General features: G+C 63.8%; 21 protein-coding genes and 1 tRNA gene. 11 read left to right on the forward strand and 11 right to left on the reverse strand.

Annotated elements, in window-relative coordinates; translation table 11 throughout:
• The first annotated feature begins 135 nt into the window (after nucleotides 1-135).
• From AC1DYJ_RS12255 to AC1DYJ_RS12265, 3 genes are all read left to right on the forward strand, one after another.
• Nucleotides 136-861, forward strand: coding sequence for a response regulator (locus AC1DYJ_RS12255; protein ID WP_477281093.1), 726 nt, complete (start codon nucleotides 136-138; stop codon nucleotides 859-861).
• Nucleotides 858-2,099 (forward strand): ATP-binding protein, encoded by a 1,242-nt coding sequence (locus AC1DYJ_RS12260; RefSeq protein WP_477281095.1) that lies wholly within the window; start codon nucleotides 858-860, stop codon nucleotides 2,097-2,099. Before AC1DYJ_RS12255 ends, AC1DYJ_RS12260 begins: the two co-directional genes overlap by 4 nt.
• 62 nt (nucleotides 2,100-2,161) lie before the next feature.
• Nucleotides 2,162-2,830, forward strand: a complete 669-nt coding sequence (locus tag AC1DYJ_RS12265) for a DUF2161 domain-containing phosphodiesterase (RefSeq protein ID WP_477281097.1) — start codon at nucleotides 2,162-2,164, stop codon at nucleotides 2,828-2,830.
• 24 nt (nucleotides 2,831-2,854) lie between these two features.
• On the opposite strand, the gene AC1DYJ_RS12270 is transcribed toward AC1DYJ_RS12265, so the two are convergent.
• The 5 genes from AC1DYJ_RS12270 to AC1DYJ_RS12290 form a co-directional block, all read right to left on the reverse strand.
• On the reverse strand, nucleotides 2,855-3,295 hold the full coding sequence (locus AC1DYJ_RS12270) for a hypothetical protein (RefSeq protein ID WP_477281098.1): 441 nt from the start codon (nucleotides 3,293-3,295) through the stop codon (nucleotides 2,855-2,857).
• A 248-nt stretch (nucleotides 3,296-3,543) separates the two neighbouring features.
• The gene (locus AC1DYJ_RS12275; RefSeq protein WP_477281100.1) at nucleotides 3,544-4,629 is read right to left on the reverse strand and encodes an extracellular solute-binding protein; all 1,086 of its coding nucleotides are present in this window, start codon (nucleotides 4,627-4,629) and stop codon (nucleotides 3,544-3,546) included.
• Between the two features lie 49 nt (nucleotides 4,630-4,678).
• Nucleotides 4,679-5,569 (reverse strand): N-carbamoylputrescine amidase, encoded by an 891-nt coding sequence (aguB, locus tag AC1DYJ_RS12280; RefSeq protein WP_477281102.1) that lies wholly within the window; start codon nucleotides 5,567-5,569, stop codon nucleotides 4,679-4,681.
• Between the two features lie 8 nt (nucleotides 5,570-5,577).
• Entirely contained in the window at nucleotides 5,578-6,618 is a 1,041-nt protein-coding gene (locus AC1DYJ_RS12285; RefSeq protein WP_477281104.1) for an agmatine deiminase family protein, read from the reverse strand.
• A gap of 62 nt (nucleotides 6,619-6,680) precedes the next feature.
• Nucleotides 6,681-7,703: an agmatine deiminase family protein gene (locus AC1DYJ_RS12290; RefSeq protein WP_477281106.1), complete on the reverse strand. Its 1,023-nt coding sequence runs from the start codon at nucleotides 7,701-7,703 to the stop codon at nucleotides 6,681-6,683.
• 95 nt (nucleotides 7,704-7,798) lie between these two features.
• Between AC1DYJ_RS12290 and AC1DYJ_RS12295 the strand changes: the two genes are divergently transcribed.
• Both AC1DYJ_RS12295 and AC1DYJ_RS12300 read left to right on the forward strand, forming a co-directional pair.
• On the forward strand, nucleotides 7,799-8,698 hold the full coding sequence (locus AC1DYJ_RS12295) for a LysR substrate-binding domain-containing protein (protein WP_477281108.1): 900 nt from the start codon (nucleotides 7,799-7,801) through the stop codon (nucleotides 8,696-8,698).
• 72 nt (nucleotides 8,699-8,770) lie between these two features.
• On the forward strand, nucleotides 8,771-9,064 hold the full coding sequence (locus AC1DYJ_RS12300) for a hypothetical protein (protein WP_477281110.1): 294 nt from the start codon (nucleotides 8,771-8,773) through the stop codon (nucleotides 9,062-9,064).
• 42 nt (nucleotides 9,065-9,106) lie between these two features.
• Here the strand turns inward: AC1DYJ_RS12300 and AC1DYJ_RS12305 are convergent, their stop codons facing one another.
• From AC1DYJ_RS12305 to phaC, 6 genes are all read right to left on the reverse strand, one after another.
• Nucleotides 9,107-9,352 carry a hypothetical protein gene (locus AC1DYJ_RS12305; protein ID WP_477281112.1) on the reverse strand — a complete coding sequence of 82 codons (246 nt, stop codon included), beginning with the start codon at nucleotides 9,350-9,352 and terminating at the stop codon, nucleotides 9,107-9,109.
• Nucleotides 9,353-9,568: 216 nt separating this feature from the next.
• The gene (locus tag AC1DYJ_RS12310) at nucleotides 9,569-10,243 is read right to left on the reverse strand and encodes a peroxiredoxin-like family protein (RefSeq protein WP_477281114.1); all 675 of its coding nucleotides are present in this window, start codon (nucleotides 10,241-10,243) and stop codon (nucleotides 9,569-9,571) included.
• A 237-nt stretch (nucleotides 10,244-10,480) separates the two neighbouring features.
• A complete protein-coding gene (locus AC1DYJ_RS12315; RefSeq protein WP_477281116.1) occupies nucleotides 10,481-10,816 on the reverse strand; it encodes a GcrA family cell cycle regulator in 336 nt (111 codons plus the stop codon).
• Between the two features lie 154 nt (nucleotides 10,817-10,970).
• Nucleotides 10,971-11,045 (reverse strand) — tRNA-Glu (locus AC1DYJ_RS12320).
• Between the two features lie 376 nt (nucleotides 11,046-11,421).
• On the reverse strand, nucleotides 11,422-12,570 hold the full coding sequence (locus AC1DYJ_RS12325) for a YcbK family protein (RefSeq protein ID WP_477281118.1): 1,149 nt from the start codon (nucleotides 12,568-12,570) through the stop codon (nucleotides 11,422-11,424).
• A 360-nt stretch (nucleotides 12,571-12,930) separates the two neighbouring features.
• Complete coding sequence (phaC, locus tag AC1DYJ_RS12330) at nucleotides 12,931-14,766, reverse strand: class I poly(R)-hydroxyalkanoic acid synthase (RefSeq protein ID WP_477281120.1); 1,836 nt, start codon at nucleotides 14,764-14,766, stop codon at nucleotides 12,931-12,933.
• A 97-nt stretch (nucleotides 14,767-14,863) separates the two neighbouring features.
• Between phaC and AC1DYJ_RS12335 the strand changes: the two genes are divergently transcribed.
• The 6 genes from AC1DYJ_RS12335 (at nucleotide 14,864) to recJ (ending at nucleotide 21,129) form a co-directional block, all read left to right on the forward strand.
• Nucleotides 14,864-15,274 carry a hypothetical protein gene (locus AC1DYJ_RS12335; protein WP_477281122.1) on the forward strand — a complete coding sequence of 137 codons (411 nt, stop codon included), beginning with the start codon at nucleotides 14,864-14,866 and terminating at the stop codon, nucleotides 15,272-15,274.
• A gap of 84 nt (nucleotides 15,275-15,358) precedes the next feature.
• On the forward strand, nucleotides 15,359-16,576 hold the full coding sequence (locus AC1DYJ_RS12340) for an LL-diaminopimelate aminotransferase (RefSeq protein WP_477281124.1): 1,218 nt from the start codon (nucleotides 15,359-15,361) through the stop codon (nucleotides 16,574-16,576).
• Between the two features lie 19 nt (nucleotides 16,577-16,595).
• Nucleotides 16,596-16,850: a hypothetical protein gene (locus AC1DYJ_RS12345; RefSeq protein ID WP_477281126.1), complete on the forward strand. Its 255-nt coding sequence runs from the start codon at nucleotides 16,596-16,598 to the stop codon at nucleotides 16,848-16,850.
• Complete coding sequence (locus AC1DYJ_RS12350) at nucleotides 16,847-18,160, forward strand: homoserine dehydrogenase (RefSeq protein ID WP_477281128.1); 1,314 nt, start codon at nucleotides 16,847-16,849, stop codon at nucleotides 18,158-18,160. Before AC1DYJ_RS12345 ends, AC1DYJ_RS12350 begins: the two co-directional genes overlap by 4 nt.
• 140 nt (nucleotides 18,161-18,300) lie before the next feature.
• A complete protein-coding gene (glpX, locus tag AC1DYJ_RS12355) occupies nucleotides 18,301-19,284 on the forward strand; it encodes a class II fructose-bisphosphatase (RefSeq protein WP_477281130.1) in 984 nt (327 codons plus the stop codon).
• 60 nt (nucleotides 19,285-19,344) lie between these two features.
• Entirely contained in the window at nucleotides 19,345-21,129 is a 1,785-nt protein-coding gene (recJ, locus tag AC1DYJ_RS12360) for a single-stranded-DNA-specific exonuclease RecJ (protein ID WP_477281132.1), read from the forward strand.
• Nucleotides 21,130-21,237 lie beyond the last annotated feature (108 nt).

A 21,237-nucleotide genomic window follows, 5' to 3' on the forward strand; every position in this document is an offset into this window, starting at 1 on the left:
TGTTTCGGAATGTTTCTGCCGGATTGCCGGCAACATTCGGTTGCAATTTTATCTGCTGTGCGCCGGCGGCTTGCCTATAATCGGCGCGGTAAACCGGCAAAGGGCCAGGTAATCGGCAAGGACGTATCGCAGGCAATGCAATCGCAACCCCATATCCTCGTCGTCGACGACGACCGCGAGATCAGGACGCTTCTCGGGCGCTACCTCGACGGCCAGGGGTTCCGCGTATCGATGGCGGCGGACCGGCGCGAATGCGAGCAGAAGCTCGGCGTCGGGCAGTTCGACCTGCTCGTGCTCGACGTCATGCTGCCCGATGGCTCCGGGCTCGATATCTGCAGAGGCTTGCGCGACCGCAAACCGCATATCCCGATCATCCTGCTGACGGCGCTGAAAGAGGATGTCGACCGCATCATCGGCCTGGAACTCGGCGCCGACGACTATATCGGCAAGCCGTTCAACCCGCGCGAACTCTCCGCCCGCATCCGCGCCGTGCTGCGGCGCGCCGCACCGGAGGAGTTTTCGGCACCCCGTGCGCGCATCTACCGCTTCGCCAGCTACACGCTTGAGCCCGACATCCGCAAAGTGACCGACGCTGAAGGTGCCCTTGTCGATCTCACCGGCGCCGAATTCGACCTGCTGCAGGTGTTTCTCGACCGGCCCGGCCGGCTGTTGTCGCGCGACCAGTTGCTCGACCTCACACAAGGGCGCGAGCGCGAACCGCTTGATCGTTCCGTCGACGTGCTGATGAGCCGGCTGCGTCGCAAGTTTGGCGACACGGGCGACGGCCCGCTGTTCAAGACGGTCCGCAATGGCGGCTACCAGTTGACCGCGCGCGTCGAGGCCGTGGAGGCCGAGATATGAACTCGCTGCGCCGGCGGCTCATTCTGTTGCTGGTTGCTTCGATCGTCGGTGTGGTCGGCCTGGCCACCGCCGCCGTCATCAGCGTGCGCGGCGGCGGGCCGCCGCCGGAACTGACCGTGCCCTGGATTGCGCAGCAGATGGAACTTGTGGTGCGGCTGCAGCCGGGTCCCGTCCCGGATGTGCTGAACGTACAACTCACCGATCATGCCGCCGGCGGCAAGGTCGCCCGCGCCGAAACGGCGATGCTCAACGACATACTGCGCCGCCGGGGGTTCGACCTCCGGGCTATCGTCAGCGAGAAGGCGAATGAACCAGGGCAAGTCGCATCGGTGCAACTGCCCGATGGCCGCTGGGCGATCATGGAGGTGCCGCACGTCAAGCCGCCAAGGCGCGAATGGCTGGTTCTGGCCGGCTGGATCTCGCTGATCGTCGCCGGCGCCACGGCGGTGTCGGTCTATTTCACCTCCGTGTTGATCCGGCCGCTGGAAATGCTGGAAGCTGCCGTCTCCAAGATCGGCTCGGACGGCGTCCTGGCGTCGGTGCCGGAAGTGGGCTCGGCCGAGGTCAAGGCGACCGCGCATGCGCTGAACCAGCTTTCCGCCCGGCTGAAGACGGCCATGGAAAGCCGCATGCGGCTGGTCGCCGCCGCCGGCCATGATCTGCGCACGCCGATGACGCGCATGCGGCTGCGCGCCGAATTCCTCGACGACGATCGCGATAAATGGCTGCACGACCTCGACGAACTCGACCGCATCGCCGACAGCGCCATCCGGCTGGTGCGCGAGGAGGTCAACCAGGATGCGGTCGAACCGGTCGACCTGGAAAGGCTGGTGCGCGACATCGCGGCCGAGATGCGGTCGCTGGGGCATCAGGTGTCGGCCGACCGCCTCGACAAGGTCTCGGTGCGGGCAGGGGCGCTTGGGCTGCGCCGGGCCTTGCGCAATCTGATCGTCAACGCTGCCACGCACGGCAAGGGGTGCAGCGTTTCGCTCACGGCTGCCGACGGCCGCGCCGTCCTGGCAATTGCCGACCATGGCCCCGGCATTCCGTCGGAGCTGCTGAACAAGGCGTTCGAGCCATTCTTCCGCGTCAATCCCGCCCGCTGGCAATCCATCCCCGGCGCCGGTCTGGGCTTGGCGATCGCCAAGGAAATCGTCGAACGCTATGGCGGAAGCATCACGCTGGAGAACCTGCCCGGCGGCGGGCTTTTGCAGACGGTGGCGTTCAAGGCGGTTTAGCGCGACATCGGCCTTTCGGCGATCCCGATGCCGTCAGGGCTCGAATCGGCTATGCCTGCGCCATGCAGGAAACGTCCCTCTACGTCCCGGTGAAGCGGTTTCTTGAGAGCCTGGAATTCACGGTCAAGGGCGAAATCGGCAATTGCGATATCGTGGCGGTCCGCGACGGCGAGCCGCCGGTGCTGGTCATCTGCGAACTGAAACTGCAGTTCAACCTGGAACTGGTCCTGCAAGGCGTCGATCGCGCCGCTGCTTGCGATGAGGTGTGGCTGGCGGCGCGGATGTCGGCGCGCGGCAAGGGCCGCGAGCACGACCGCCGTTTTCGCGCGCTCTGCCGGCGGCTCGGCTTCGGGCTGCTGGCTGTCACCAGCAAAGGCGAGGTCGAATTGTTGCTCAGCCCGGCCGCTCTGCCGCCGCGCCGCGATCCGAAGCGGCGTTCGCGGCTGATGGAGGAACACCGGCGCCGGCGCGGCGATCCGGTGGTCGGCGGCGGTTCGCGCGCGCCGATCATGACCGCCTACCGGCAGGATGCGCTGGCCTGCGCCGCCGCCATGACCGACGGCCCGAAGCGCCCGCGGGATCTCAAGAGCATTTCGCCGCGCGCGGCCAGCATTCTTTTGGACAATGTCTATGGCTGGTTCGCCAGGGCCGAGCGCGGGGTCTATGCGCTGACCGAAGGTGGTCACGCAGCGTTGCAGCGCTGGCCGCAGGCTGCGCACGATCAGGGGTGAGGATTTTTCGCAGTGCCTGCAGCGTTACTCCTTGGCGGCGCTCAACCGCCGGTAGGAGACGCCATCGAAACTTGCCGTCACAAAGTCGGTGGCCGACATCTTTCGTTTGCGGCCGTCGCTGCAGCTGTAGAGCGGCCAACCGACATCGCTGCATTCGCTGGCGGCGCAAAAGCGGGCAAGGCAATTTCCGACCGTCACCCGGAAGCCGCCAGTGCCTGCAAAACCTTGCAGCAGGCTGCCGTCCGCCGCGCGCCATGTCCGCGCCCGGAATTCCGCCCGCAAGGACCACGGCTCCAGCGGGACCGCCAGATTGGTCTGGCCGGCGCGTCCCGCGAGGTTCAGCCGGCTGCGCGCCATGCCTGTGGTGTAGGCGGTGACGAGATCCGATCCGCCGGCATAGGCGGGGGCCATGCTGGTGTGATCAAGCACATGCGAGATTTTCTCGCCCGCTTCTGCCCGCTGCATCAATACGACCGTCAAGGCGAGGAGAGCAAAGCAGGCTTGCAGACCATTCCACCCGCCGGCCTGCGCCGGGCGCCGGTCCGCGAGCAATGTCTCCCAAGCCTGCATCCTGCCGATCCCACCCGTGGCGCTCCCGCCACAATCCGCCGTCATTGATGAAAACACAATGACGGCTGGATCCTGACATTCGCCGGTAAAGACGGCGTTGTCATTCGGATGGTGGATGCATCACGGGCTGGAATGCCGCGTTCTTATTCCAGCCCCTTGGCGCGGTCCCAGGCTTTGGACCACATCCTGAGCGACTTCTGGTCGAGGGCCTTTGGCAGATGCAGGCGCTTCTGCGCTTCTTCCGAGGGGTAGAGATTGGGGTCGGCGCGCAATGTCTGGTCGAGCAGCGGAAGTGCGGCCTTGTTCGCGGTCGAGAAGCCGGTATCCGTGGCGGCGGAGGCGGCGATTTCCGGACGCAGCACAAAGTCGATGAAGGCGAGCGCGGCTTCCGGATGCGGGGCGTCGCTCGGGATCGCCAATATGTCGGCCCACACCAGATTGCCTTCTTTCGACAGGCGATAGGTGATGGTGAACGGCCGCTTCGCCTCCTTGGCCCTGATGTCGGCGATATGCATGTCGCCGGAGAAGCCGAGCGACAGGCAGGCATCGCCTTCTGCAAGGTCGTTGATGTAGCTAGAGCTGTGGAACTTGCGCACGTACGGGCGGATCTTCGCGACCACGTCCACCGCCTTCTGCAATTCGTCGGGGTTGGTGGTGTCCGGGTCCAGCCCGAGATAGATCAGCGCCAGGCCGAGTACCTGCTCGGCGTCGTCGAGCATGGTGATGCCGCACGGTGCGAATTTGGCGGCGATTTCCGGGTCGAACAGCATGCGCAGCGAGTCGACCGGGGCATCGGGCATGATCCCGCGGATTTTTTCGATGTTGTAGCCGACGCCGGTCGTTCCCCACATCCACGGCACGCCGTGCGCGCCGCCCTTGTCGACCTCATCGAGGCGAGCGCCGACGGCCGGGTCGATATTGCCGAGGTTGGAAAGGCGGCTTTTGTCCAGCGCCGCCCAGACGCCGACCGGCAATTCGCGTTGCAGATGCGGCGCGGGATTGATGGTGACGAGGTCGTAGCCCGAACCGCCGGTGAGCAGCTTGGTTTCGACGATGTCGTTGGAATCGAACATGTCATAGGTGACCTTGATGCCGCTCTCGGCCTCGAACTTTTCGATGGTGCCGGGGCCGAAATAGGACTCCCAGGAATAGAGATGCAGGACCTTTTCCTCGGCCCCAGCCGAGGTCGCAAAAACGCATGCCGCGGCAAGCGCGAGCCAATGTTTCATCATATCCTCCCTTGGGTGGCCCCGGACAATCTTGCCAGGGGCCGTTCAGTCAGGCTGCATTTCTGGCAAGCAGGCGTCCCGGCGTCGGCTCCAGCAGCACGCCGTAGAGATCGGGGCGCCGGTCGCGGAACACGCCCCAGCTGCGCCTTGCCTCAGCGATCTCGTCGAGGTCGAGCGCCGCCGTGATCACGCCGTCGGAGACGCGGTCGGCTTCCGCCAGTTTTGCCCCGGTGTGGTCGGTGATGAAGGACGAGCCGTAGAAGACGATCTCGTTGGCTTCACCGGTCTCGACGCCGACCCGGTTGGCGGCGATGACAGGGGTCAGATTGGCGCCGGCATGGCCCTGCATGACGCGCTGCCAATGGTCGCGCGAATCCCAGCCGCGAAACGATGGTTCCGAGCCGATGGCCGTCGGATAGATCAGCACCTCGGCGCCCATCAGCACCATGGCGCGGGCGGCCTCGGGAAACCACTGGTCCCAGCAGATGCCGGCGCCAATTTTGCCGGCGGCGGTTTCGAAGATGCGGAAGCCGGTGTCGCCATCGGCGAAATAGAGCTTTTCGGAATAACCTGGGCTGTTCGGGATATGGCTCTTGCGGTAGTGGCCAAGCACCTTGCCGTCGGCGTCGATCATGACCAGCGTGTTGTACAGTCGCGCGCCGTCGCGCTCGAACAGCGACACCGGAAGCACGACGCCGGTTTCGCGCGCCAGCGCCGCCATCCGGGCGATGGTCTTGTGGCCATCGAGGGGGAGGGCACGGACATTGTGCCTGATGTCCTCGTCCATGCAGAAGTAGACGCCTTCGAACAGCTCCTGCAGCACGACGAGCCCGGCGCCGCGCCGGGCGGCCTCGCGGACATGACGCTCCAGTCTGTCGAGGTTGCTTTCGACCTCATCGGTGCAAGCGATCTGGACAGCGGCCGCGATCAACTGGCGCATGGTTCACCTCACAAGGGCTGCTGCTGAGTGACGCAATGGATGCCACCGCCATTTTCGTAGATGCGGTCCATGTCGAGCTGGACGACGCGGCGATCCGGGTGCAGCCGACCGAGCGTTTCCAAGGCAAAAACATCGGCCTTTCTGTCGCCGAATTGCGGCGTGTAGAGCGCGCCGTTGCCGATATAGTAGTTGGCGTAGCTGGTCAGAAAATCGTCGCTGGTCGAGCGCACATCGGTGGCTGCGGAGATGGAAACAATCTCGAAGCTGCGCCCGCGCGCATCTTTGGACCTGGCCAGGATGGCAAGCGCTTCGGCATGGGCAATGCCCCATTCGGAGGTGTCGCCGGTCACGCTGCTGGCGATGAGCAGGCCCGGTTTGACAAAGCGCAGCGAGCCGTCAATGTGGCCATCGGTGATGTCGAGGCCGCGCACGCCGGGAACCCAGATCACCGTTTCGACGCCGAGTATGGTCTTCAGTTGCCGCTCGATTTCGGTTCGCGAGAGACCCGGATTGCGGTTGTCGTTGACCCAGCAGCTTTCGGCCAAAAGCAAGGTGCCGTCGCCGTCATATTCGATGCCGCCGCCTTCGCCACGGATTGCGGCGACGTGGCGGGGCACATTGAGGTGTTGCGCGACCTTGCGGGCGATGCCGGCATCGCTGGCATGCGCCTGCTTGTCGCCCCAGCCGTTGAACCGGAAGTCGACGGCGGCAATGGTGCCATCCTCGGCGCGTACGAACACGGGGCCGGAATCGCGCATCCACATGTCGTCGGTGGCGATGTCGACGAGTTCGACCTTTGGCCCGCACAACCTTGCCGCCAGTTCATGTTGATCTGCTGAAGCGGCCATTGCCACCGGCTCGTTCTCGGCGATTGCTGCGGCGAGCCTGCCCAATGTCTCCTGCACGCTCTCGTAATAGGCGCCCGATCCGCCATAGACCGCCGGCGTGTTCGGCCAAGCCATCCAGGTCCTGGCATGCGGCTCGCTCTCGGACGGCGCGGTGGCCATCCAGTCTTCGGCCCTGGCTTTCTTGATCGCGATCTCAGGCATGAGTGCTAATCCTGCTGTGGCAAAAATGGCGTGACGTCGCGTCCATAGTACCTTCATTGCTGCTAGACCGGTTGTTCCTGGGTAATGCAGTGGATGGCGCCGCCCGCCGGCACGACGGCGCCGACATCGACGGTGACGATGCGGCGGTCCGGGAAGGCACGCGCCACAGCCGCCTTGGCTTCTACGCTCGAGGGGCGCCCGAAATCCGGCATGACGACGCCGCCATTGGCGAGCGCGAAGTTGATGTAGGAGCGGGCAAACACAGCGCTGGTCGCCTCGACGTCATAGGCCTCGGGGATGGGGATGACCTCGAAACTGCGGCCGCGCGCGTCGGTCTGGCCGGCAAGGGCGGCAAGATTGTCGGCAAGAATGCGGCCGTGCAGGTCGGACGGATCGGGATTGTATTCGAACATCACCACGCCGGGCTTGACGAAGCAGCACATGCCATCGACATGGCCGTCGGTCTCCAGATCCAGCGGATCGCCGGGAAGCCACACCACCTTTTCCAGGCCGAGCATGCGAAGCAATTCCTTTTCCACCCAGGCCTTGGAGATGCCGGGATTGCGGTTGGAGTGAAGCAGGCTGGTTTCGGTCGCGATCAGCGTGCCTTGACCGTCGGTCGTCAGCGAGCCGCCTTCACAATGCAGGAAGGAGCGCAGGATGTGGGCATTCTCGCGCGCCAACAGCCGCTCGGCCAGAGCATTGTCCTGATCATAGGGCTCGTGCTTGCGGCCCCAGGCATTGAAGCGCCAGGACACGCCGGCCAGGCTGCCATCGGCGAGTTTCAGGAAGGTCGGGCCGGAATCGCGGATCCAGCAATCGTCGATCGGAATTTCGATCACCTCGATGCCATTGCCAAGCTGGGCGCGGGCGCCGCCGGCATGGTCGGGATGCGCCACCATGGTGACCGGCTCGAACTCAGCGATCGCGTGGGCGACATCGGCATAGGCCTTCTGCATGGCGGGAAGCGTCTCGCCATACATGTCGCGTCGATGCGGCCACGCCATCCATGTCCTGGCATGCGGCTCGAACTCCGCCGGACGGCGGATCTTCAACTGCTGCGCCGGCCATTCGATGGCGTTCATCAAACTCTCCATTCATGTATTGAACTCATTGTTAATCGGCATCGGCCGCCGTACAACTGAGAAGGGTTCCTGCTTTCAGTGAATGGAATTCATGAATGGTGAAGTTCCGGCACATTCCGCCGACGCAGTTCCTGAAGGGGTTCGAGGCGGCATCGCGCCTGGAAAGCTTCAGCCGCGCCGCCGAGGAACTCGGCCTCTCCCAGTCGGCGATCAGCCACCAGATGCGACTGCTCGAAGGCCATATCGGGCAGCCTTTGTTCATGCGCTTCGGCCGCGAAGTGCGGTTGACGGATGCCGGACGCGATTATCAGCGCACCGTGCGCCGCTGCCTCGACCTTCTGGAGGAGGGGTATCGGCGGCTGGAGCCCTATCGAAAACCAGGCAGCGTCGTGATCTACGCGCCGCGCGATTTTTCCCGGCGCTGGCTGCTCAGTCGCCTGCCGTCGCTTCGCGCTGCCGTGCCTGCCTGCGAGCCGTGGCTGGATACCAGTGGCGCCGCTGTCGATTTCGAGACCATGGAACTCGACCTCGCCATCATATACGCCGATGCGCCGCCGGAAGGCTGCGAAAGCCTGCTGATCGCCAGGGATTTTTTGTCGCCGGTCGCGACGAAGGATCTGGCCAGCAGGCTGCGTACACCCGCCGACCTGCTTGGCGTTCCGCTGATCCACGATGAGCGGCCGACCGGCTGGGCCGACTGGTTGCGCAGCGCCGGCGTCGAGCCGAACGGCACCTGGCACGGCAGCAATTTCAGCGACAGCGACCTCGCACTTGCGGCGGCCGAGCACGGCCAGGGCGTGGCGCTGGGCAGCCTGTTTTTGGCGGCGCCGGTGCTTGCTGCTGGGGCGCTCGTGCAGCCTTTCGAGCACGTGCTGGATGCCGGTCGCGGATGGTATGCAATCTCCACGCAGGATCGGCTTCGGGATGTCGACGTGCGGGGAACATGGGAGTGGCTGCGCGGGGAGGCGCTTCCGGCCTCGCTCGCTGCATCGTGACAGCTCAAAGGTTGCGGAATCGGGTCACAAGGTGCGAGTTTCGCGGCACGATTTTTTTGCCAGGATGCCATCATGCCCATACGCCAGATTATGTTTTGCTCGGTAGCGATCGTCATTGCCGCCACGAATTTCGCCGACGCCCGGCCTGACACGCGCAAAATGACCTGCGCGCAGACCCAGGCGCTGATCCAGAGCCAGCGTGCCGCTGTGCTGTCCACCGGGCCAAACACCTATGACCGCTATGTCCGCCAATTCGGCAATGAGTGTGATGCTCCTGCCGTGCCGAAGGCCAGGTATGTGCCGGCCAGTGACGGCCAGTGCATGGTTTATCGGTGCGAAGAGGCGTCGCCACTGGTTCCGAACTGATAGTCGGTGCCGGTTTCGCTGCGGGATACTGGCCAATGCTGCTTACTTGACCTGTTCGATCTCGGGAGCAGGCGCCTGGTCGGTCGCGGGTACCGGCGTGCAATCTTGCCCCTTGCACGCCTCGACGTGGTCTTCGGCCGGCGGCAAGCAATTTTGCCCCTCGCAATGAACCGGCGGCTGTTGTGGTGTCGCTGTCAGCGGAACAGGCTGATCCTCGGCACGAACCACCGATAGTCCTGCCGAGCCGATCATGGCCGCGCACAAAAGCGCTGTTCGCAGCAAGTTCATTCCCGACCTCCACGGTTGAGAGCGAATGGAACTTACACTTTCGAACCAGGGCCGACATACCGTCACCCGCGAACGACGTTAACAGCGCGTTTCCACCCCTGGTGAAATTCAGCGATGTGCGGGTGAAACGCGTCGCGCCGAGCACGTCAACCCCGGCTCGAACTAACGGGGTTGCATACACCTGCTGTTCGTGCACCCGCTCAGCGCGCTGCGCCGCTACTGACCAATATGCGACGCGACCGACATCATCGCCTCAGAGTTCGGGTGGGCGCCCAAGCCGCCATCGAAAACCTCGGAGAACGTCCAGCGCACGACGCCGTTGCGGTCGAGCAGGAACTGGCCGGTGAGCTGGCCGACGCCGGTCGCCATCATTTCCTGGTCCGCTTCAGTGATATCGTAGTTGTCTTTCTTGTTCAGATATTCGAGCGTGGCGAACGGATCCATCGGCTCAGGCATTTCGCCCGGCACGTTGAGCCGCATCGCATTCAGATCGTTCACTGAGACCTTGTGCGGCAATGCGCTCTCGCCCTCAGTTATTTGCATATTGGGCAATCCAAAGGCGCGGTGTGAAACGCGCTCCGGATCGGATGCAGCAAGCAAACCAACCATCGGATGGTATCGGAGATAAAGGCGCGCCCGCTCGATGGGCGTGTTCACCACCGTGAGGCTTTCGATGCCCTTTGCGTTAAGGGCTGGTGTGAGCAACGAAACCGTCGCGATATGACGCCTGCAGAACGGACAATGCAGACCTCGATACAGCCCAACCAGCACTGGCCTCTCGCCGCGGAAATCGTCGATAGCTATCTTGCCCTCGCGAGTAATCGCGTCGAGTACGAAATTGGGCGCTCGTTCGCCCGGTTGCAGAGGACCTACGTCGGCGCGGTCGGACATGCTTGATCCTCCTCGCGGGTCAATCCACGGAAGCGCAGCGGTGCATTGTAGCACAGAAATGGCGGACGTTGGGGCGCCAAATCATCGCCTCACCGCTTGAACCCGCCGCTGCAGAGTTGCAACAGGAAGTCGCATAGCCCGCAACGCGGACACCGCTCAGTTCGCGCTGGTAACCTACTGCACCCGCCGCCGGCTTGGTCTGCGGCGGGGGGTAGGGGTGGCTTGTGGCCTCGTAACCTAAGCGGCGCGCCGGTGGGGAATCTGGAGACCCGGACGGGCTCGACGCGGGTCCACGGCGGTCACAACGGTGTGGTGGTGATCGCAGTAGACGCGATCCGGCGAAGTTGCCCCTGCACAAAAACGGTAGCCGCCAGGTACTGACTGGTCTTCGCTCACCGGGAAGCGGCACTGATGGACGCCGAGCTGAATGAGGGGGACGTCTCTTGAAGCTAGTTTGACATTTTGAGGCATGATGGTTTTCAGGTTCCTTGGTTCATAGCCATTGCCGGCTGACAGCCGCAGTGCGACCCGTCGGGCTAGCTTCTCTCGATTTGGAGGGCTTTGGATCAGCATATGGTGGTGGTCGCACCGTCAATGAACCCCGGCGCCCGGTTTTTGAAGCCACTAGTTTGCGACTCAAGGTCACACCTGCGCCGACGCGGAGATGCATTTCGGGTCCCATATCGGGTCCGCAGACATCGGATCATGATCAAGTCATTGAAAGATCTGGTACGCCCAAGGGGAATCGAACCCCTGTTACCGCCGTGAAAGGGCGGTGTCCTAACCGCTAGACGATGGGCGCGCTTAGACGAAGCGGCTTATAATTGCGTTGTTGCCAACCGGCAACCCATCAGCCGCCAGATGCGACAACTTTTTTCAAGAGCGGCGAGAACGGCTGTTTCGGTGAGGCCGACGCAGGGTTTTCCGGTCCTTATGATAGTGCTTTGTCTGGAGATTAGCCGGAACGCTCCTCACGGTCGTCATCCACGGGCGGAGCAAGGAGCGTAGCGACTCGGTGCAGACCCGAGAATCCATGCCGCGACCTGCAGGCGCCGCTACGGTGTAGAAGAAATCTGCTCCGCTGCGTTCTCCGATTGGAGTCTCGGCATGGATCCTTGGGTCTGCGCGCCGCTTCGCGTCGCTACGCCCAAGGATGACGAAGTCGCGGTGGCTTCGGCTCAGCCCCGCCGGCGGCAGCGCCAGTTCCAGTCGCGCTCGGGACCGACGTCGACGTGGACGGATTCGGTGTGGCAGTAGGTGCCGACGCCGCCGCGGCCGGGCATGGTCCTGATGTAGCTCGCCAACTCCCATTTGGAGACGCCGGGAACCTGGATGTCGGCGGCGGCGCAGTACATGTGCAGCGAATTCTTGGCGCCGTTGGCGCGGCGGTTGCGGGCCGGGTCGCGGTAGCCGGAGGTGACCATCATCTTGCGGCCGTAATGGCCCTCGATGGTCTTCAGCACACGCACCAGCGACGGCTTCAGGCAGGCGACGTCGACGCTTTCGTTCTGCTTCAACAGGCCGTTGGGCGCCAGCCGGGCGAGGCCGGCGGCCGACGCCACCTGATAGCTGCCACCCGAGCCTTCGTCCTCGTTCAGGTCGACGTCGCTTTCGTCGTCGAGGCCGGATTTGCGCTTGATCTCGAACAGCGCCGTCTGGCGCACGCCGGGCAGCGCATCGCTGCCGGTGATGTGGTTGCTGCTGTCGTCGCCGAGCGAGGCCAACTGTATCGGCTTGTCGGCCGAGGTGGCAGAGGCCAGCGTGACGATCGGCTTTGCCGGCGCCGCCTTGGGCTGGGCAGCAACCGCAGGCTGTTCGCCCGAGCGGGAGTTGATCAGCGGCGCGGGTGCAGCCGAGGCTGGTGCCGTGCTGAACAGCGAAGCGAGGAAGCCCTTCTTTGGCGCGTCGACCTGCTGGGGAGCGGCGGCCGTCACGTAGACTTCATTGGTCGAAGGGGCTGCGGCGGTCGGTTTCGGTGTGGTCACGCCAGCATCGGCGGCGGCAATCTTCTGCGCCACAGCGTCCGTTGCGGCCGCGGTCTGCGCCGGCTGCTGCAGCGCCTGCGGGGTCTGGCCGACGATGGTGTCGGTGCCGGCGGGTACGGTGACCGGGAAGCCGGTTCCGGGCTTGGCCATCGGCACGTAGGCGACCTGCTCGGGCAGCGTCGCATCGCCCGCGGCCGTCATCATCATCTGCGGACCTGTCGATGTGATCTGCGCAGTCGATGTGACCTGCGCGGTCGAATCGCCCGATGCCCCAGTGCTGGTGCCGGAGGCCGCGGCTATGTCAGAAGCGGTGGCATTATAGCCGGGCATGCCGACCGACATTGTCGGGTCGCCGGCGGAGGTGCAGGACGCCAGAAGCACGGAGAAAAGCGCTGCCGCTATAGTGCGACCCTCTCTCCCCGCGAGACGCGATCCTACTGATTTCAAAACTAAATTCCCCCTCGGTGTCCGGTCGGCCTGCTATTGGTGCGGCGTCGAAGCGTTCACGTCCAATAACCTTGTGTTCCCAAACCGGAAACGAGACTTGTGTCAATTCTGCAAGCCTCTGAATTAATCGCTCGTTGGAGGCGAATTGAGGCTTCTTAATGGTTGACGACACCATTTCGCCCCGTTTTGCCGGTCCGTCAACTCACCAGACATTACATGTCGTTACACATAGGCACCTGCAACAGGTGCCAGCCGTTACACTCGCACCTTGACATAGGTGCCGGGGGCATCTCCCAGGGTTTTCATATGCTTGCCCGGTTTGCGGGCCGCAACGAGGGTGTCGTCCTGGGTCTCGATCCAGTGCTGCCAGTGCGTCCACCAGGAGCCGGGATGCTCCACCGCATTGGCGAACCATTGGCCAAAATCGCCCACCGGCTTGCCGCCGGTCCAGTACTGGTACTTCTTGGCTGCCGGCGGGTTGACGACGCCGGCGATGTGGCCGGAACCGGCCATCACATATTCGACGTCGCCGCCGAAATATTGCGAGCCGAGGAACACCGACAGCGCCGGCGCGATGTGATCTTCCTTCGACGCCAGATTGTAGACCGGGATGGTGACGTCGGCGAGCGACACAATGCGGCCGGCGAGTTCCATCACGCCTCGTGTTAGATTGTTCTCAAGATAGCAGTTGCGCAGATAGAAGGAATGATTGGCCGCCGCCATGCGGGTGGAATCGGCGTTCCAGTAGAGCAGGTCGAAGGGCAGGGGATCCTTGCCGCGCATGTAATTGTTGATGACGTACGGCCAGATCAGGTCGCCCGAGCGCAGCATGTTGAAGGCGGTCGCCATCTTGGTGCCGTCGAGGTAGCCCTTTTCGTTCATCGATTTCTCGACGGCCGAGACCTGGTCCTCGTCGACGAAGACTTTCAGGTCGCCGGCATGGGTGAAGTCGACTTGCGTGGTGAAGAAGGTCACCGATTTGATGCGGTTGTCGCCTTCCTGCGCCAGCAGCGCGAGGGCTGCCGCCAAAAGCGTGCCGCCGACGCAGTAGCCGATGGCGTTGACGTCCTTCTCGCCGGTCGCCTTCTCGACCATGTCGAGGCCGTATTGCAGGCCTTCCCTGATGTAGGCTTCCCAGCCCTTGGCGCCGTGGCGCTCGTCGGGGTTGATCCAGGAAATGACGAAGACGGTGTGGCCCTGCTCGATCGCCCAGCGGATGAAGGACTTTTGCGGGTTAAGATCGAGGATGTAGTATTTGTTGATCCATGGCGGGCAGATCAGCAGCGGGCGCTTGAGTACTGTCTCGGTCGTCGGATCGTACTGGATGATCTCGGCGACATCGCTGCGGCCGACCACCTTGCCGGGTGACATGGCAACGTTCTTGCCGATTTCGAACGGCGAATAGTCGGCTTGTCTCAGCTTCAGGTCGCCCTTGCCGGCGGCGATGTCCTCGGCCAGCATTTTCATGCCGCGCACCAGGTTTTCGCCATTGGAAGCGACGGTTTCGCGAAACAGCTCCGGATTGGTCAGGATGAAGTTCGACGGCGAGATGGCGTTGGACACCTGCTTGACGTAGAAGCTCGCCTTATGGCGGGTGTGGTCGTCGAGGCCTTCGGCGTGCTCGACCAGGTCGGCCGCCCAGCGCGAGGTGACGAGATAGGCCTGTTTGAGGAAGTCGAAGAAAGCGTTGCGGCCCCATTCGGGGTCCTGAAAACGCTTGTCGCCGCGCTCCGGCTTGACCGCGTCGTCCGGCGCTTCGGCATTCGGGCTGATGCGCTGGATGGCATTGCCCCAGACGGTCATGTAGCCGGCGAACAGCCGCGTCTGCGCTTCGAGCGCGCGTTGCGGATCGGCCAGCCAGTATTCGCTGAGCTTGGAGAAGGTTTTGACCATGTCGACCACGGGCTCGGCGACGTGATCGCGCACCTCGCCCTTTTCGCGCGGCTCGGCCCAGGCGGAGGCCGCCTTGCCGGCCTGTTCGACCATGCGCGCCATGTTCAACGCGAAGCGTTCCGGGTCTTTCACCAGATATTGCTCGACGGTCGAAGATTGATCATCTTCCGCTTTGCTCGAATCAGGTGTTTTGGACATGGCTCGCGGGGTTCCTCCCGAGGCGTTTTCTTGACATATTATCATGGGACATCTGACCGGGTCCAATGCGCTGTACCCCGGCTGCCAGGAAAACAATATGACGATTAACACCGGCAAGACCATTTTTTCGGGGGCAGGCCGCTTTTGCCGCATCGCTGTTGCGACAGCTTTTCTGGCGCCAGGGGTGTTGGCAGCGGGCGGTTGCACGAGCGCCAACACCGGCAACGGCATGAATACCGGCCTGACCCAGGGCCCGCAGGACACCGGCTCCTATCCCAATCTCAACATCCCTCCGCAGGTGGCGGCAAAGCAGCTGACCCCTGAGGAGACCCAGGCCAAGCTTGCCCTGCTGAAGGGTGAACAGCAGGGGCAGCAGAGCAAGGGCGGCGGCGGTGTCCCGTCCACCAGCCCGGCGGCGCTGAACTCGCTGGCGAAGAACCATGGCAAGGACACGCTGAAGCAGATCGAGGCCAAATGCGATCCCGCCCTCGACCCTACCTGCAAATAGAGCTATATGGCGCGCCGAAAGCCGCCTTTGCCCAAGGCGCTTAGCCAACTCTGCCAAAGCCAATTCTAATCGTCTGGAACTGACATGGAAGAATTTCACAAGGTCCGCCGGCTTCCGCCTTACGTGTTCGAGCAGGTCAACCGGCTGAAGGCCAGTGCCCGTTCGCGCGGCGCCGACATTATCGACCTTGGCATGGGCAATCCGGACCTGCCGACGCCGAAGGCGATCGTCGACAAATTGTGCGAAGTGGTGCGCGATCCGCGCACGCATCGCTATTCCTCCTCGCGCGGCATCCCCGGCCTGCGCCGCGCCCAGGCCGCCTACTACCAGCGCCGCTTCGGCGTGAAGCTCAATCCCGACACGCAAGTTGTGGCCACACTCGGCTCGAAGGAAGGCTTCGCCAACATGGCGCAGGCGATCACCGCGCCCGGCGATGTGATCCTGTGCCCCAACCCGACCTATCCGATCCATGCCTTCGGCTTCATCATGTCTGGCGGCGTCATCCGCTCGCTGCAGGTCGAGCCGGATGACGGGTTCATTCCGGCGCTCGAGCGCGGTGTCCGCCATTCGATCCCGAAGCCGCTGGCGCTGATCCTCAACTATCCGTCGAACCCGACGGCGCTGGTCGCCTCGCTCGATTTCTACAAGGACGTCGTCGCCTTCGCCAAGAAGAACGACATCATCATCCTGTCGGACCTTGCCTATTCGGAGATCTATTTCGACGGCAATCCGCCGCCTTCGGTGCTGCAGGTGCCGGGCGCCATGGATGTCTGCGTCGAGTTCACCTCGATGTCGAAGACCTTCTCCATGCCGGGCTGGCGCATGGGCTTTGCCGTCGGCAATGAGCGGCTGATCTCGGCGCTGACCCGGGTGAAGTCCTATCTCGACTACGGCGCCTTCACGCCGATCCAAGTCGCGGCGGCGCATGCGCTGAACGGCGACGGCGCCGACATCGCCGAAGTGCGCGAGGTCTATCTGAAGCGCCGCGACGTCATGGTCGACGCCTTCAGCCGCGCCGGCTGGACCATTCCCGCGCCCGCGGCCTCGATGTTTGCCTGGGCGCCGATCCCGGAGCCGTTCAAGCATCTCGGCTCGCTCGAATTCTCCAAGCTCCTGATCGAGCACGCCGACGTGGCGGTGGCGCCGGGCATCGGCTTTGGCGAGCATGGCGACGATCACGTGCGCATCGCACTGGTCGAGAACGAGCACCGGATCCGGCAGGCGGCGCGCAACATCAAGCGCTTCCTGGCGTCCAGCGCCAAGCAGCCGAACAATGTGGTGCCGCTCGCCGCGCATCGCTAAGCCATTCAGCGATAGGCGAATGACCAAACCCGCCAGCATGAACGTTCAAGCCATCGTTTATGTCAAATTGATCGACGAAGCGGTTTTGGTTTGGCGACCGGTGCAAGCAAGGAAGATTGATCCGACCACGTATCTCATCTTGGAGCAGCCGATACCGGCAGATGAAGTGTGGGAGTTTCAACCTGGGACTATAGTGACCGTGACCCGAAGGAACGACGGCGATCTTGTTGCGGTCGAAAATCCATTTTTAGCTAGCGAGCAGACTCTCCAATGACTGAAGCGTTGCGTGTTGGAATTGCTGGTCTCGGCACTGTCGGCGCTTCGGTGGCGCGCGTGCTGCGCGACAAGGCGGCCGAGCTGACCCGGCAATGCGGCCGCGACGTCGTCGTGACGGCCGTTTCGGCCCGCGATCCCAAGCGCGATCGCGGCGTTGACGTCACCGCCGCCAAATGGTTCGACGATCCGGTCAAGATGGCGCAGAACGCCGAGATCGACGTCTTTGTCGAACTGATAGGCGGCGATGAAGGGCCGGCGCGCGCGTCGGTCAAGGCAGCGCTTGAAGCCGGACGCCATGTCGTCACAGCCAACAAGGCGCTGCTGGCCAAGCACGGCGTGGCGCTGGCAGAAATCGCCGAGAAGAAGGGCGTGCTGCTCAACTACGAGGCCGCGGTTGCCGGCGGCATCCCGGTGATCAAGACGATGCGCGAGGCGATGGCCGGCAATTCCGTCACGCGCGTCTTCGGCATCCTCAACGGCACCTGCAACTACATACTGACCCGCATGGAGGCCGAGGGCATCTCGTTCGACGAGTGCCTGAAGGACGCGCAGCGGCTGGGCTATGCCGAGGCCGATCCGACCTTCGACATCGAGGGCCATGACACGGCGCACAAACTGTCGATCCTCACCAGCCTGGCCTTCGGCACGAAAATCGCCGCCAACGATATCTATATGGAAGGCATTTCCAACATCAGCCAGGCCGACATCCGCGCTGCCGGCGATCTCGGCTACCGGATAAAGCTGCTGGGCGTGGCGCAGCGCACCGACAGCGGCATCGAGCAGCGCGTGCACCCGACCATGGTGCCGACGGCTTCGGTCATCGCGCAGGTGCATGGCGTCACCAACGCGGTCGCCATCGAAACCGACATTTTGGGCGAATTGCTGCTCTCCGGTCCTGGTGCGGGCGGCAACGCCACCGCGTCGGCGGTGGTCGGCGATATCGCCGACATCGCCAAGAGCCGGCCGGGCTTCCAGCATGGTCCGGTTTTCGGCCTGCCGGCCAAGGAATTGCGCCCCTACAAGAAGGCGCAGATGCGCAGCCATGCCGGCGGCTACTTCATCCGCCTGACCGTGCACGACCGCATCGGCGTCTTCGCCGCGATCGCCAAGCGCATGGCCGACAACGATATTTCGCTGGAATCGATCGTCCAGCATGCGGCCGGACCGGAAACCGATGCGCAGAAGACGGTGATCCTGGTCACCCACGAGACGACCGAAGCCGCGGTGCGCAAGGCCGTCGACGGCATCACCAAGGACGGCCATCTCACCGACAAGCCGCAGGTGATCCGCATCGAGCGGGCTGGGTAGCGAAAGTCCTTTTTCTTCTTTAATCGATTGATATTGCTGCGCTTTCGAAAAATTGAGCGGCCAAGTCTTGCCGTTGTCATGGAGCTTTGACACAAGAGGCAGGCCCTTGGCGGAGGCGCGTGCGAACGAGGATTTCCCTGATGAATGTGGCCCAGAATATTGTCGCCGGTCTCGACCGGATACTCACCATGGAAGTCGTGCGCGTCACCGAGCGCGCCGCTGTCGCGGCCGCCAGATTGCGCGGGCGCGGCGATGAAAAAGCCGCCGACCAGGCCGCCGTCGACGCCATGCGCCAGGAACTCAATCGTCTCGCCATCAAGGGCACGGTGGTGATCGGCGAGGGCGAGCGCGACGAAGCGCCCATGCTCTATATCGGCGAGGAGGTCGGCAGCGGCAAAGGCCCGGCGGTCGATATCGCGCTCGATCCGCTCGAAGGCACGACCATCTGCGCCAAGAACTTGCCCAATGCGCTGGCCGTCATCGCCATTGCCGAAAAGGGCAGCCTGTTGTTTGCGCCCGACGTCTACATGGACAAGATCGCCATCGGTCCGGGCTATGCCGAAGGCGTCATCGACATCGATGCCTCGCCGGCGCAAAACATCGCCAGCCTGGCCAAGGCGAAGGGCGCCGCGGTGTCCGAAATCACCGCCTGCATCCTCGACCGTCCACGCCATGAAAGGCTGATCGAGGCTGTGCGCGCCACGGGTGCGGCGATCCGGCTGATCGGCGACGGCGATGTCGCCGGCGTCATCCACACTACCGACCCGGAAGAGACCGGCATCGACATCTATCTCGGCACCGGCGGTGCGCCAGAGGGCGTGCTGGCGGCGGCGGCACTGCGCTGCACCGGCGGCCAGATGCAGGGCCGGCTGATCCTCGACACGGCAGAAAAGGTGGCGCGCGCGGCAAAAATGGGCATTGCCGATCCGAAGCGGATCTATCGCGCCGAGGACATGGCGCGCGGCGACGTGCTGTTTGCCGCGACCGGCGTCACCGACGGCAACATGCTGGCCGGCGTCAAGTTCGGCGGCAATTTCATCACCACGCACACCATCGTGCTGCGCTCGTCGTCGCGCACCGTGCGCGAGATCAAGGCGCGCCACCAGGATCTGGAAAAGTTTTGAGACTTTCCTGTTTAGCCGTCGCATATTGCCTGAAATGACAATCTGCAGACGACGCGTCATATGACGGGCGACAAACGCCTCTTCCTCGATGTCAGGCAGTCGGCGACCGGTGTTTCCTGGGAACACCGGCTGAGCGAACGGCAGGATATGACGGCGCTTGCCATCGCGCAGGGCCATGGCGTGCCCGACATTGTCGCGCGCGTGCTCGCCGGGCGCGGCGTCACCGCCGACCAGGCCGAGCGCTTCCTCGATCCGACGATCCGCGACCTGTTGCCTGACCCGGCCTCGCTGACCGACATGGACAAGGCTGCCAGCCGTATTGCCGAGGCGGTCATGGCCAAGGAGAAGGTGGCGATTTTCGGCGACTACGATGTCGACGGCGCCGCCTCGTCGGCGCTGCTGAAGCGCTTCCTGACGCATTTCTCCGTGCCGTCCGAGATCTATATTCCGGACCGTATTTTCGAGGGCTATGGCCCCAATCCTGAGGCGATGCGCGAACTGGTCTCGCGCGGCGCGAGGCTGATCGTCACCGTGGACTGCGGCACCAACAGCGCTGTCTCCATCGACGCCGCCAAAGCCGCAGGCGCCGATGTCGTGGTGCTCGACCACCATCAGGTCGGCGGTGCGCTGCCGGAGGCGACCGCGGTCGTCAATCCCAATCGCGAGGATGATCTGTCGGGGCAAGGCCATCTGTGCGCTGCCGGCGTCGTCTTCCTCGCTTTGGTGCAGACGGCGAGGATTTTGCGCGGCCGCATGCCCGATGCCGCGCAGCCGGATCTGCTGTCGCTGCTTGATCTCGCTGCGCTCGCCACCGTTTGCGACGTGGTGCCGCTCATCGGCGTTAACCGCGCCTTCGTGGTCAAGGGCCTGCAGATGGCGCGCCAGCAGAAGAATGAGGGGCTGGCGGCATTGGCGCGGGTGTCGCGCATCGGCGAGCCGATCAGCACCTTTCATCTCGCCTATCTGATCGGGCCGCGCATCAATGCCGGCGGGCGCATCGGCGATGCGGCGCTGGGCAGCCGGCTGCTCGCCACGGACGATCCGGTCGAGGCCGGCACCATTGCCGAGACGCTCGACCGGCTCAACCAGGAACGCCAGCAGATGGAGCTCGAGATGCTGGCCGCGGCGCGCGCCGAGGCCGATGCCGAGCTTGCCGGCGGCAATGGCCCGGCCGTCATTGTCACCGCCAGCACCAGCTGGCATCCGGGCATCGTCGGACTGATCGCCTCGCGGCTGAAGGACCATGCGCGGCGACCTGCCTTCGCCATCGCCTTCAACTCAAATGGCATCGGCACCGGCTCGGGCCGTTCGGTGTCGGGCTTCGATCTCGGACGACTGGTGCGCGAAGCCGCCGACGCCGGGCTGATCGTCAAGGGCGGCGGCCATGGCATGGCGGCCGGCATCACGGTCGAACGCGCCAAGCTCGGTGAACTCCGGGCCTTCTTCGAGGAGCGCGCGGCGGCTGAAGTGTTCCGGCTGCAGGATGAGGAAAGCTTGGCCATTGACGGTGCGCTCGCCGCCGAAGGCGCGACGCTTGCCCTGCTCGACGCGCTGGAAAAGGCCGGGCCGTTCGGCGCCGGCCATGTCGCGCCGGTGTTCGCGCTGCCGCGCCACCGGCTGGCAGACGCGCGGGCCGTCGGCACCAACCACATCCGCGCCGATTTGCAGTCCGATGCCGGCGGCCGCATCCAGGCGATCGCCTTTCGCGCGGTCGATACCGCGCTCGGCGAATTCCTGTTCAAGAACCGCGGCAAGACGATCCATGTCGCCGGCTCGCTGTCGGGCAATTACTGGAACGGCAACCGCACGGTGCAGTTCCGCATCATAGATGCGGCCAAGGCCTGACGTGTCCGCCTACAAATTTTGGTGACACGCATTAGTAGTGTAGACAGTTGTCATCTACCACCTGTTGGTAATCGTGGCTGTTAACTATGATTCAGGGCATCGATCAAT

It is taken from the genome of Mesorhizobium sp. P2_B11 (genome assembly GCF_056404855.1).